General features: G+C 67.2%; 8 protein-coding genes. 2 read left to right on the top strand and 6 right to left on the bottom strand.

Translation table 11 applies throughout. The features are described 5' to 3' along the window. Positions 1–279: 279 nt before the first annotated feature. On the top strand, positions 280–1,419 hold the full coding sequence (locus LMH63_RS15375; RefSeq protein ID WP_146205249.1) for a hypothetical protein: 1,140 nt from the start codon (positions 280–282) through the stop codon (positions 1,417–1,419). A 127-nt stretch (positions 1,420–1,546) separates the two neighbouring features. Here LMH63_RS15375 and ltrA read toward each other — a convergent pair whose 3' ends face one another. The 3 genes from ltrA to LMH63_RS15390 form a co-directional block, all read right to left on the bottom strand. Beyond that, complete coding sequence (gene ltrA, locus LMH63_RS15380) at positions 1,547–2,842, bottom strand: group II intron reverse transcriptase/maturase (RefSeq protein ID WP_229332617.1); 1,296 nt, start codon at positions 2,840–2,842, stop codon at positions 1,547–1,549. 625 nt (positions 2,843–3,467) lie between these two features. Further along, complete coding sequence (locus tag LMH63_RS15385) at positions 3,468–3,902, bottom strand: hypothetical protein (RefSeq protein ID WP_109679666.1); 435 nt, start codon at positions 3,900–3,902, stop codon at positions 3,468–3,470. Between the two features lie 1,508 nt (positions 3,903–5,410). Then, positions 5,411–7,963 carry a DEAD/DEAH box helicase family protein gene (locus LMH63_RS15390; RefSeq protein WP_109679667.1) on the bottom strand — a complete coding sequence of 851 codons (2,553 nt, stop codon included), beginning with the start codon at positions 7,961–7,963 and terminating at the stop codon, positions 5,411–5,413. Between the two features lie 702 nt (positions 7,964–8,665). On the opposite strand from LMH63_RS15390, the gene LMH63_RS15395 reads away from it, so the two are divergent. Then, positions 8,666–10,066, top strand: a complete 1,401-nt coding sequence (locus LMH63_RS15395) for a calcium-binding protein (protein ID WP_158280438.1) — start codon at positions 8,666–8,668, stop codon at positions 10,064–10,066. Between the two features lie 659 nt (positions 10,067–10,725). Here the strand turns inward: LMH63_RS15395 and LMH63_RS15400 are convergent. The 3 genes from LMH63_RS15400 to LMH63_RS15410 form a co-directional block, all read right to left on the bottom strand. After that, complete coding sequence (locus tag LMH63_RS15400; RefSeq protein ID WP_146205252.1) at positions 10,726–11,349, bottom strand: hypothetical protein; 624 nt, start codon at positions 11,347–11,349, stop codon at positions 10,726–10,728. Between the two features lie 212 nt (positions 11,350–11,561). After that, on the bottom strand, positions 11,562–12,659 hold the full coding sequence (locus tag LMH63_RS15405) for a sugar-transfer associated ATP-grasp domain-containing protein (protein ID WP_109679671.1): 1,098 nt from the start codon (positions 12,657–12,659) through the stop codon (positions 11,562–11,564). Then, positions 12,656–13,459, bottom strand: coding sequence for a 7-cyano-7-deazaguanine synthase (locus LMH63_RS15410; RefSeq protein WP_146205253.1), 804 nt, complete (start codon positions 13,457–13,459; stop codon positions 12,656–12,658). Before LMH63_RS15410 ends, LMH63_RS15405 begins: the two co-directional genes overlap by 4 nt. Between the last annotated feature and the right edge of the window lie 165 nt (positions 13,460–13,624).

Genomic DNA, 13,624 nt, shown 5'->3' on the forward strand with positions numbered 1-13,624 from the left:
CGGGAGCGGGTGAGCATCGAAGCCTGACGGCGGGCGCTCGTCAGCCGGCGCCATGCTCTCCGACCCGCGCTGCCGACAAGTCGGCCAGTGATCGCTGCGGTCGGGGAACCTGGGTGATACCGCACCCACCCGGCCAGCGGCACCGCCCTGCCTTGCTGCCTGTGCGTCGCGGCATACCCACAAACGGGGTCGCGCGATCCGCGGGAGTGCCCATACTCACGGAGGGCATCGGCCCGCCGGCGCGTCGGCTGGCCCGTTGAAAAGGCCATGGGGGGAGCCATGAACCTCACGACCCGTCCGATAGGGGCTCTCGCTCCGTTGTTTCTTGCACTGGCCATGTCGGCCTGCACCAAGCCTTACGCCAGCCCTGAATTCCACCCGGATCCGCCGCGGATCCGGGGGATCGCTAGCGCGCTCGATCCGCAGCGCCCGGTGGACGTCATCACCATCCACGGCATGTGCCACCGCGCCAGGGGCGAATGGATGGCCACCATGCACGAACGACTCGCCTCGCTGCTCGGCGGCAGATCCGGTGCTACCCCGCAGGCCGAGCGGTCGTTTGGCCGTGTGCAACTCCGCCACGGCATTATCGAGACCGAGCAGGGCATGGTGCGGCATCACGCCATCGTGTGGTCCCCTTTCACCGCCGAGCGCAAGCGCGGTCTCTGCTACGACAGCACGGCCGACGGCAGCGAGCCCGTGGGCAGCTGCGCGATCACCGATGGCGCGCCGGCCACACTCCCGGTTCGGCGGGCACCCTTTAACTCAGGGCTAAAGGCCAGCCTGCTTAACGACTGCCTCGCGGATGCCGTCATCTACGCGGGCGAGGCAGGCGACGAGCTTCGCGACCAGGTAGCGCAGGCCGTCGTGCGCGCACTCGCCGGTGCCGCGGCAGCGCCGATGGCAACGGAGCAAGCGAGCCTGCTTGCCCAGGAACGCAGGAACCCGCTTTTCTTCATCAGCGAGAGCCTTGGCAGCCGCATTCTCTTCGACGCGCTCCGGCAGCTGCAGATCGAGCTTGCCGACGGCCCCGCGGCGCTTCAGGCGACCCGCGCCCGCACCCGGCAGGTCTTCATGGTGGCGAACCAGATTCCGATCCTCGATCTCGCCCGCCCGGAGGGCGACGAGGATAGCCTCCAGCGCTTCGCCCGGGGCCCGGAGGGGGAGTTCGGGCTGGAGGGCCCACTTCCCATTGTCGCCTTCTCCGACCCGAACGACCTCCTCTCCTACACCCTCCACGGCAGCCGCTACGAGCACGACGACAAGCTCGTCATTCAGGACGTCCTGTACTCGAACGCGTACACCTTCTTATGGTTCGCTGAACGGCCAACATTGGCGCACACGGCCTACCTGGAGCAGCCGCCGCTGCTCGAGATCATCGCGTGCGGGTCACCGAAGGAGCCGGACTGTCCACGGTGATCGAACAGCGCCTCAGGCTGGCGGCGGAGGACCCGGTCTGCCGCACCTCGGCTACGCATCGAGTAGCCGGGGCGGTCACCCGCCCCGGCTCTCACACCACCGTACGTACGGGTCCGTATACGGCGGTTCACGTAGTGCTCGCAAGTCGACGGTGCTCGCCAAGGAAGCTCACGAGGCCCTGACGGTGCAGCCAGCGCGCGGGGATGGCCGCGTGCATGTGAGCCGCCCCCGCGTTCCACCACGGGCCGCGCCCGTTAGTGGCGGAGCGATACGCCCGCAGGCGCTCGACACCGTGCTGCATCAGCCGCCGGGCGCGGGTGCGCCAGTGCTTCCACTGCCGCCATAGCAGGCAGCGCAGGCGGCGCCGGAGCCACTGGTCCAGCGCCTCGAACGCCGCCTTGGTCTCGGCAAGGCGGAAGTAGGCCACCCAGCCCCGGATCACCGGCTGCAGCGCCGCCAGCACCCGCTGCAGGTTGCGGCCCCGCCCGCGGCGCAGCGCGGCCCGCAGGCGGGCCTTGAGCCGCTGCACCGAGCTGGGGGCGACCCGCAGCTTCGGCTCGCGGTGCGCGGTCATGGTGTAGCCGAGCAGCGTGCGCTTCCACGGGCGGTCCACCGCGCTCTTCTCACGGTTGACCACCAGGCGCAGCCGCCGCCACAGGAACCGCTCCAGCGACGCCAGCACACGCGCACCCGCCTCGGGCGAGCACACGTAGACGCTGACGTCATCGGCATGGCGCACGAAGCGGTGGCCGCGCCGCTCCAGCTCCCGGTCCAGCTCGTCCAGCAGGACGTTCGAGAGCAGCGGCGACAACGGCCCGCCCTGCGGCGTCCCCGCCGCTCGCGGCGAGACCACGCCGCCGGCCATCACGCCGGCCTGCAGGTAGCGCCGGATCAGGCGCAGCACCCGCTTGTCCTTGATCCGACGCGCCAGCCGGGCCATCAGCACGTCGTGATTGACCCGGTCGAAGAACTGCGCCAGATCGAGGTCCACGACCCAGCGCCGCCCCGCCGCCACGTGCCCGCGGGCACGCTCAACGGCCTGATGGGCACTGCGCCCCGGGCGGAAGCCGTAGCTGTCGCCCGAGAATGTCGGGTCGAGGATCGGGGAGAGCACCTGCACCAGCGCCTGCTGGATCAGCCGGTCGATCACGGTCGGGATGCCCAGTGCCCGGGAGCCACCTCCGGGCTTGGGGATCCTTACCTCCCGTACCGGCGAGGGACGGTACCTCCCCTCCAGCAGCCGCTCGCGGATCGACGGCCAGTGCGCCTGGCAGTACGCCCACAGCTCATCGACGGTCACCCCATCGATGCCCGCGGCGCCCTTGTTGCGCACCACCCGCCGGTACGCCGCCATCAGATTCTCGCGACACAGCGCCGCCTCCAGCAGCGCCGTCGACTCGGACCCGGCTCGCCTCGAGCGCACCGCAGCCGCTTGGCGTCCATCACCCGTACCTCCGACGGTTCCGCCGTCAGCCCTCCGGGGATGCGGCAACCTCTCAGCCGCCTCGCCTACGCCTGCTTCGGCCATCGAGCACTCCAGTGCCGGATCGGCTCTACGCGTTCGGCCCTTCGCCGCCCTGTGCCGGCGACTACTATGGCCTCGGCTGACTTCTGCCGGCCCCTCGCGGCACCTCGCGGCGCCGCTAGCTCACAGCAGGCCGACAGACCTCCCGGGCTAAGACGCGTGACCTTCACTCCACGCCCGCCGCATATACGTATCGCCGCTCCGGGTGACATCGGGTTCACAGAACTTGGCCTGCTCGCCCACAACGACACGCCTCCTATGCGGTTCCTGTTCGTCGGGTCGGAGATTCGCCTGCGGCTTCCTTCAGACAGCACCTCGCGATGATGCCCTTGCCGTTCGGCTCGCGGTTCCCGTCACCAGGGCCCGCAGGGGACTTCCACCCCCAGGTCACTTCCCGGCTCACTTTCGCTCACCGGTTATCCAGCGCCGGTCACGGCGCTGGCGCGCCGTGCCCGGCGCACCAAGACAGTGCCCGGCCGCGGTCCGCGGCCGGGCCGCGTGCGTGGCGCGCGTCAACCCCCAATCAGTACCGAGCCGCGGACTCCCTGCGGAGCATACGGTGCTCGTTTCTGACGCCATTTGCGTCAACGAGCGAACTCCAGGCGGACTGGGCGGCCTCCCGGGTCACGCGAAGCTGCCTGCGATCCTGGAAAAGGGCCGGGGTGCGGATGAGTTCCACGAGGTACCAATCCTTCACGCCGCGGCGCAAAAGGGCACGGGTCGCCATGGGCGTGCCACGCGCACGGTACGCACTCGATGACACCGCGGCGAACAGCTCCCTTTCGCACCCCTTGCGTGCGCTTGGCGCAATGCCCATTCGCTCCAGTGTCGCTTCCGCCCTATCGGCGGCCTGCTCAATGTCCGCTCGGCTCAATGTCCTTACCCTCGCCCGCCCCTGCTCATCAGCAAGGGCCTGCTCAATCAGCTTCGCATTGTCCTCGGCAATCCTGATCTTCACACCACATCCTCCAGTTGCTGTGGTGCCATTATAACCATTACCGTGCATAACGCACACTCCTGTCCGTAATAAATCGACACGCTTGATGGTCGAATACGGCGGCAGTCTCAGAACCGATTCGTTCTGCCAGGATTGCGGACCAGAATGCCCCGAAATCCGCGGTCACGATCATTCGGCATGCGCAATCAGCATTTGCGCCGGAACGCCCAGGGGAGCATCTGTATTGCCGGCCACGGCCCGATTGCACGCTTGCTGCTTCGGAACGCGGCGAGCGCGACACGGCGGTCAACTCTGTCGCCCTACCATTGGCCGCACTGAATCAGTTGCCCGTGGTGCGTGTCCGCTGACGCGAGGCGAGCCATTCCCACCGCGCGCCCTCCAGGATGCCCGTCATCGCCCGATCGGCTTGCGCCGAATGGGCTTACGAAGATGCTTCACACCGGGCATCCGAAAGACGCGTTCTTGTTTTGGACTGGAGTCAGTTTTCCCGCTCGGAACAGCGCTCCCCCTTTCGCGCTGCCGGCGACACGCTCCCGTACGCCCCGCTGGACGGGAATCGGCAACGGCCCACGCCCTTGAGTCGCCCCGATCTTCTGGGCGAGCGCCATTTCCTTTTGGCCGCCACCACAGCGCCCAAAGCCGCCGTGATCCGCGCGACACGGATGGGCGGATACCCGGCATCGTTCCCATCACTCGCGCCGCGGAGCCTCCGGCCTTCGTGCCGAGACGACCACTGCCGCGCCGCCCCCCGTCTGTCGCGTACCGGCGGTTAGATATCTCGCACCAGGAGCGGCTTCCCGTCGACGTGCCGCGGCTGATGAGGCAGCCCGCAACCGCGTCGGGAAGTCCCGAGTTTTGTCCGTTGTTTTACCCCGATCCGCAAAACCCGGGGTCATTCCCATGGCCCGTGGACTCGCCCCGCTGCCCTCCCCTCTTGGAAATTGGCCGCGTCAGCGGCCGGCGGTAAAGGGATTCCCACAGCTGCCCCGGATGATGCCCCTGCGGATAACCTTCAGCCCCCGCCAACGACACCCGAGTGGGGGGCGGCCATCCGGGGGGCGGGGGCGAGATCCGCCGTGCGCACCGCGCCAGTCGCGACGCCAGATCACCACCACCGGGAGCGTCCGGCACGGCGGCTCCAATATCCCGGACGCAGGCACTCGGCGGCCCGGCTCGAGCACCCGCTCCGGCGCTTGTCCCCGCCGCGCGTGCGCCCGGTACCCCGATCATCGGGTCGAAGCGAAAGCGGCGGCGCAACGCCCAACCGCGACCACGCCCCACCCCGCCTCAGTGCACGGTCATCAGCCGAATCAGCGCCCAGGTCCCGGCCGCCGTGCATCACGCGCAGGAAGCACGCGGGGCTCTGGGACACGGGTCAGCGTGTGTCCGCGGGCGCGCGCTCAGACGCGCCCGCGCGTGCTCATCGTGGCGCACCCGACGCGGTCCGGGCGCCCGATGCCGCGCCCCAAATCACCGTCCAGGATCCCGCGGCGGGCGCACTTTGAAGATCAACCGGCTTCAGGCAGAGCGGGCGCCCGTTCGGCCTCATCGGACGGCCGATTGCTGATATTCGCCGTCCCCCTGTCATCGTTGCTGCGCCAGCTTTGATACACCTCATGAAGGCGTGCCAAATGCGCGGCATCGACCTTCTTCCCTGTTTGCCTCACCCCTCCTTTGGTCGTATCGAGGTCCCTCCACTCCACACCCAGCAAGGCACTCGCAATACCACGCACGGTTGGTACCGGGCTTTTGGCGTTCATATGCTCTTTCTTCAACGCAACCGGGAGATCCAGGGCCAGAATCGAGTAGAAGTAATTGCTCACGAGGTCGTTCAGTACCGGACGGGCGACGTCAGCGGTAATGATCGCCGATGGCTCCTGAAGCTGAAGATCAAGCGGGTCAGCAATCGCCTTCAATATTGCGCGCCGCCGCGTGAAATGCCGCGAGTCAAACGTATTGTACTGGCCGCGCCGATCCAGGTGGGTCGCCTGAGCTTCCGACATTTCCAGGATTCGCCAGTTCCAGAGCTGGAAAAGCAGAAAACCCTGACGCCACATCTCCAGATCGCGCTCGTCGATATCGCTTTTACCCAGGGTGCTTTCCAGCGTTCGCCTCTCGTCACGATAATAGTCAGTACCGTCGAGCGCTTGACTGCAACGCGGGGACTCCTCACTGCCCTCGCCAAAGATCGGCCCCACGGCAAGAATGCCCTCGTCGTAAAGCCGTCTCGCGGCGCTGCGCAATTCCTTTCCAAGACCGTCGTGCAACACGACATCGGGCACGATTTGCTGCTCCCTCGGGACGATTCGCACCGCCTGACTCCGCATGACCGCCTCAAGGGCAAGGGCCACATGATTGCTGCTGTGGGCCTGCGTCGCCTTGACGCGCGCAATCAGGCGCTCGTTTGCGGTCACCTCCCGCCCCGGGGGTACGAGGGTCTTGAGTATCTGATCCTCGTTGTCCATGCGGTGGTTGTAATCCGGGGCGAAGCCAATATAGAAAGCGTTGGCGGTCCTGTCGCGGCGCAGCATCTGGAAACAGTCCGTTGCGGGGATCGTGCCGCAGAACACGGCTGCGGTCAGATCGAAGTGCCGCTCGGTGATGCTGACGGTGGACATGACCGCGGGAGAGTGGATAACCAGCTGGTAGTCCCTGATCGCGGCATTCGGGTTGGCAAAGAACGCCTGCTGCTCGGGAAGGTGGGTGTTGTCGGCATGGATCAGCAAAGTCCTGCATCCGGGGAAGTCATTGCCGATCCGGTCGGCGAGCCCGATCGCCTCATCCTTGCGGTCGATGCACAGGCGGACCCGACGCCCCTCGTAGACGGCAAGGTAGATCTGGTCCACCGCTTCCCGCTTGGTCCGAAGGGATGCGCTCAGGTGGGATAGATCCGCCTCCAGGTCCAGGACGTGGATGTCCCGGCGCCCGCTGGCCTTGGCGAAGTCGACGAGCTCGTCATTGGCGTCCGCATCAAGCAGGAGCACCGTGGGACTGTTGCCGATCAATCCGCGCAGTGAGTTGAAGATCCCCTCGCGGCTCGAGATGTTCCTGTCCGTGGCAATCGTGTCCACGACCTGCTTCGCCTCGTCAACGACGAGGAAGCGCGCGGTCATGAGGAGCTCACGGAAGCGCCGGACGAGAAGGCTGTGCGCGCAGATCGCGAGCCCTGGCAGATTGGCCTCCCCGCCCGCCGGGTGCGGTGCCTGCCCCACCGCGGCCGGCTCGTAATGCGGGAGCACCGACGCGTAGCGCGCCACGATCGAGCGCCTCGCGGCCACCAGCACCGGCCGATCGCCGGCCCGTGCCGCCTGCTCGAGCAGCCGGGTCGCGGCCTCCGTCTTTCCCCAGCCGGTACCGGTGCGGATGATGAACACGCCGCTGCGCCCCGCAACGGCCTCGAGCATCTCCTCGGGCGTTGAAGCAACGATCCGCTGCACCTCCTGTGAAATGGCGCGCGACTGACGCGCACGCCTTCGCACGCCCTCGAGACGTCTGGTGATGCGGGCGTCGATCGCCTGCGCGTCCAGCATCGAGGAGGCTGTCTGTAGCGTCTCCCGAATGCTCTGCTCGCTGAGCACCGAGGGCACCGTCGGCAGGGCCGCCCCGATGGCCGCCTCCGCCGCTCTCTGCGCGCTCGCGGGGTCGGTGGCGGTGCGGATGAGCTCGACGCAGGCCGAATAGCGCTCGAGCGCATTGACGTCGAACCGAAACCGCTTGAGCGTCGTGCCGAAATCGTCCACCAGATCGACCGACGGCATTCGCCAGCGAATGAGCTCATCGGCGGCCAGGCCGAGCGCATCGGCTGTGGCGGCGACGCGCAGCTCGATGTTCTCGCGGGCGTAGCTCTCGGCGAGTTGGTCAAGCATGGGCGGGAAGGCGGCAGGGTGGGCCTTGCGGGGCACCGCAACCGCGATGCCCTTGCCCTGACCATCCTTCGGCTTGCGCTTTTTCTTCCCGGCCTCACGGGCGCTGCTGACAAGGCGCTCCCAGGCGGAGGGATCGTGGAGATTGGTGATGACGAGGCAACGTTCGGCGGGGCCGAGAGGGAATTCGCAGTCCAACTGAGACCTCCTGTCGGTTTGTTGATCGGCCTAGGGGTGCGGCGGCGGGTGCTGGCGACGCGGCGGAGCGGCGCGACCCCGGCAACGGGGCACGCCTCGCTGCGGCAGCCCCGGTGACGGGCCCGCGTCAAGGGCGGACACCGGGAGGATCGGCGGTGCGGGCACGCCTTGTGCGACCGCCACCCCCGCAGCACAGCGCCGGATCACCCGGGGCAGGGGGCCACGTCGCCCCAGGACCCGCGGTTCTGGGGCCCGTGCGCGTTGACGGCAGAGGCCGGCAAACCTTTAGCCCACGCGGCCTCGGAGGTTGAACCGCGTTTCAAGCCTTCCGGGGCCGTCGGCGGCATCGGGGGACAGCCCGCGGCGGTTGCACCGCCCCGGCAGACGAGGCTGTCGAGATTTTTGACAGCCGATTCCAGGGTGCCCCGAGCCGGCACCTCCTGCAGCGGCAACCACCTGTTCGCCGTCCGTTTCCAGCCGTTGGCATCCCATTTGCCTCGGGCCATCCGGTGCCACCAACGAAATCGCTGCCGCCCGGGCGCCCTGGCCGTGCAGCGCCGGCGCCGGGGGGCCTCGCCGGGGCGTGCAGCTGCCTCCGGTGGTTCAGGCGGCGGCAGGCGGTCGGACCCGCCCGGCGCGTTGGCTCGGCACGCCCCCTCTGCGCGAGGGACAGTCGACGGCAACGCACGGGGATCTGGTCCCATGATCATCCCGATTCCGCGCCTCACCGCACGCCATCTCTCGGTGCCCCCGGCAGCGCGCCCCCTCGCCGGCCTCGCGCTGATCGCGATGGTGCCCCTCGCCCATGCCTCCGATACCCCCGGGACGGTGACCGGCACCAGCGGCAATGATTTCCTCTTCTACCAGGGCACGCTGGAGAACCTGGACACCAGCGTCACGAACGCCTATAGCGGCGAGACGGTGGCCATCCAAGGCGAGTTCAACGTCAACACCGCGCGCTACGACGGCCTTGCCGGCATCGATACCCTGCTCATGACCGACGATGGTGATTTCCTGCGTATCGAGAACGATCACGGGGATGCGACGGTTGCCAACGTCGAGACCTTCTTCGCCGGCGACGGTCCGGATGTCATCCAGCTCAGCGGCGGCCCGACGCTCGGGCAAATCGTGATCGACGGGGGCGCGGGCGCCGATATCCTCTGGTCGAATGCGGGCGACGATTTCATCAACGGCCGTGGCGGCGGGGACAACATCCACGGCGGCCCCGGCAACGACCTCATCAATGGCGGCGACGGCAGCGGAACCGCAAGCGGTAACGATGTCATCAGTGGCGGCAGCGGCGCCGACGTGCTCAACGCCGAGGATGGAGACGACGTGCTCCGCTACCACGCCGACTCGGTCTGGTCCGCGGGCGCCGCGAGGACGAGCCCGATCGACGGCGCACCGGTGCCCCTGGAAGGCCTGAATCGCTCTCACGACGAATTCGACGGCGGGCTGGGCGTCGACACCCTGATCCTGACGGACGGTGCCGACGCCCTGCTCGGGCAGGATGCCATCAGCCCGGCGCACCCGCAGGCGAGCGGGACGCGGGTCACCGATGTCGAGAAGGTACTCGCCGGGCTCGGCAACGACCTGATCGACCTGACCGACCTCGGCGCCGGCGAATCGGTCTCCGTCGAGGGTGGCGAGGGCGACGACTCGATCTGGACGGGCGCCGGGGACGACCAGATCGACGTCGGCATCGGCACGGACTCGGCGTTCGGCGGCCTCGGCAGCGATGAGTTCTTCTACGACCTCGGCTACGGCGTCGACTTCTTCGATGGCGGGGACGACGACTCGGGGCCCCTGAACTTCGACGAGGTCGTCTTCGGTGCCGGCATCACGCCGGGACTGTTCAGCCTCTCGGACCTCGGCAACGACACCTACGAATTCGACTTCCTCGGCACCGATGACTTCCTGACGACCTATCGCATGGACAGCGTGCGCTTCGCCGACGGCACCACGCTCGCGCTCTCGACCGAGGAGACACCGTCCGGTCAGGCACCGCTGCCGGGCACCCTCTGGCTGATGCTCGCCGGTGCGGGCATCTGGTACCGCCGCCGGACACACCTGGCGGCCCGCCAATCGCCTGCGCAGACGTAGACCGCATTGTCGGAGCCCCCAACCCGGCACCAGATTGCCGTGGTGCGTACGGGCGGCGTCGGCAATGCTGCAGCGGCCGCGCGGAGGCAGCGCCGACTTCTTCGGTGGCGGCGATGACGACACGGGGGTCGTCGAACTTCGACGAGGTCGTGTTCGAAGCTCGCAATCATGCCGGCACGGTTCAGGCTCACCAACCTCGGCGACGACACTCTCGAACTCGACTTCCTGACCACCAATCGCCTCGACGGCCGTGCGCTTCTGCGATGGCACGCGGTTACTGCTCTCGAGCGAGGAACCACCGTCCGGCAGGGTGCCGCTGCCGGGCTTCTTGTCACTTATGATCGTGGGGACGGGATTGCTCTGCAGAGAGGTCGGCACACCGCTCTCGCTATGCCGTGCTCACCTGCCCACGGGTTCTACCCCGTTTCCACGGACGGTTGGGTTAAGGCCCCAGCCCCTCGACGATTCTGCTCCTAGCGGGCGGTGCTCTAGCGTTCGAAGCCGTCCGATCACGCTCCGCCTTCGCGACCAGGCGGGCGTAGAAAGTCGTGCCTCGCCGCCGATAGCCCCGACATCGACGTCGATGGCCTCCAAGGCCATGGCTTGCGGTCCCTTTACCGACCGCCGGCAGGCTCGGCGCACCCGCCGGCACGCCTCGCTTACCACCTAGGTGAAATCATTATCGTACGGTCAAGGCTGCTACGCCGACGCCGCCAGGCCAGTGCGGCGAGGCCGGGGGCCAGCAGCGGCATCGTGGCGGGGATCGGCACCGCGTTCACGCTGACGTTGTCGAGCTCGATCAGCGTGCCGGCATTGGCGTTGTCCCGCTCATCGGTGACGAACTGGATGCGCGCCGTCGTCGGCCCGGTGGTGATGGCAGGGAGCCCGAACACGCCGGAGAACCCCACGCTGGTACCGAACAAGCCCTCGTCGCTGCTCTCGCTCAGCAGCTCTTCAGTCATGCCGTCGAGGATGAGGCTTGCAAAGAAGAAATCCGGATTCGACGGGCGCTCGTACCCCCACGCATAGTCGAAGTCGATGAGCAGGCGCTTCTTCGCGGCGGGAATGATGAAGTCCTGGTAGAAAATGGCCTCGCCATCGGGTCCGAACCGGCCGACGAGAGCCGTGCCATCGCCCGGCTGCACGCCGGTATCCGTCGACTCGCCGATAACCCAGCCGTCCAGCCCAGAATCGAACGTCCCGTTATCGATCAGGTTGGCCTTGGCCACGCCAAGCGTGCTGGCCAACGCCGCTGCGATGGCACAAGTGACGGTTCTTCTCATATCCACTGGCTTGCTCCCCGTAACCCTCTGCGTCGTTCACGGGCTTGTGGGCAAGAATCGAGCCGGGATGACTTTCGCCCGAAAAACCATTGCATTGGACGCGAACGTGTATCGCCCGGCTTACAGCCACGGCGCGGATGCAAAATCTTCTGACAGGGGTCATTGGCGAGGCGGGCTCGCCCGTGCCGGCGCTAACGGCGGGCTCGAACGCTTTAGGCCCTGATCGATGATTCCTTCGACGCCTCAAAGGCTCGTCGCAGCGCCGTGCGCGTCACCCCAAGAATCGCCGCACCGTTCTTCGCGGGATTCACGTTCAACTCCACGACAGTGGGACCACTGCGCGTGACGGCAACGTCCACGCCCGCAAAGCGGATACCTGGAAACGCGCAGAGCGCGCGCCCGGCGAGTGCAAGGCAATCGTCGATTTCCGGTAAAGGCATCCCGGCGATCCGCTCGCCGCTGTCGGGGTGATGCGTGATACCGACCCACGCGCCTTGCCCATCACTGGCCGCCCCGAGCACACCATGCGAAAGCTGCACCGGCGCCACCAGCCCGCCACGTTCGCGGTTATCGACGATGCTCCCCGTCCGCCCGACGCGAAGATATGCGCCCAGGATTCGCGGCTCACAATAATCCCCCGCGCGCAGGGCCCATATCCGCAGCGTGTTCACGCTCGTCGGGTTCAAAGCCGCGAGATGGGGCGCCTGGTCGATGTATTCCTCGACCATGCGAGGTGAGCCTTCGGCGAACCCGACCTCTTTCAGGAAGACATCCGTAGCAAGCGGGCGGTCACCGTGCAGATCGGCAAGGCGGCAATCGCCCTCCCCGCGAATCACCCTCGCCGCGACGAACCCGTTCCCGCCCCAGCCCTGCAGCGTCTTGAAGCAGATCCTGGCTGCAGGAGACCTGCGCAATGTCGCACCGAGGTCTTCTGCGCTCGTGAGCGGATCACCGTCCGGAGTGATGCCCGTCCAAGGATCCAGCAGACCAATCAGGCGCGGCGTCGGCAGGCACATAGCCCTCAGCACCGCCTTTTCCACCAGCTTGTTCTGGGAGATCTTCCGGTACGCTGGTGGATTCATGCGGTTGATCCACCGAGTGTACTCCCGGCTGCCGAAGTGGTCGCGCTTGACGCGCCAGGGCACCCCGCGGCTGGCGAATCCCGCCGTCCGAAAGTATCTAGGCCCCACGCCGCGCCAAGCCCGGAGCACCGCCATCTCCAGGTATTGCCGCCAGAGCGGCAGGGTGTCGCATGAGAGGCCGTCCGCGAGCGTCGTGACGCGGCTCGCACCCTCTTCCCTCGTCGTCATTGCCCACTCCGGTGCATCCGGCTCCACAGTGATACGACATAGTCCGGGTCGCTGATCAGCCGGTGCGCGCGATAGAACGTGCGCCGAATCCGGCCCCGAACGCGATTACCCAACGGGATGCGCCACCCGAAGCCTTCCTCCATGGCATAGCGACACGGATTGCATTCACCGCAGGGACGCTCGCCGCGCGGGCGGTGACAGAACCATGTCTCACGCAGAATCGGCAGGAAACCATATCTCGCCGCCTGCTCGGCCATGTCGTGCTTCGTGAGATCCAACAGGGGAAACTCGAAGGGCTCGAGGAGCCGCAATGCGTCCTCCAGCTCGGGGGTCCGGCCAGCGGCCCAAGCGGGATACCGACCGACGCGGGCATCCCGTAGGAACGATCCTATTCGTCCATCCCAGTACACGCCGATCTCGAGCTGGTCCAGGGACAGGTAATCGGCCATGCACGCGAGCAGCAGATACTGCTCGCCGAGGTAGGCGAGTTTTCGGAACGACGCGTACTGCGCCGCGCGAGTTTCGGAGACAGGCAACGCATCATGCTCGACGACCCGGGTCGGCAGGATGCGGCCGGCCCTACCCGCCGCCATGGCACGGATCCTCATCTTCAGCCGTTGCAGGGTGAAGAGTTCCCGGCCGGCGCTTCGCCGCGAGGTCGTAAAGAGGTAGTAGGGCTGGATGGTCGCGCAGTCGACGAGGACCGCCTTTGCGACGAGGAATGTCGAGTCCCAGCCCGCGCTCCAGAGGACGTGACGCACTGCCCCGGCGCGAGAGTTTTGCGTTTCTTCAGCGCGCACCTTCGCCCCCTCGGCGGAGACTCCGGCCCCGCCCCAGATCCGGCACCGTCACTTGACGCCGCAAAATGCCAACTTGGTCGCAGTTTTGCCGAAACCGCAAACCATGTCCAGCTCGCCCGCATCCCTCACCCGGCGGACTCGGATCGGGCATTGCGCATGAAGCGT

The organism is Spiribacter halobius, from assembly GCF_020883455.1.
Classification (GTDB): Bacteria; Pseudomonadota; Gammaproteobacteria; order Nitrococcales; family Nitrococcaceae; genus Sediminicurvatus; species Sediminicurvatus halobius.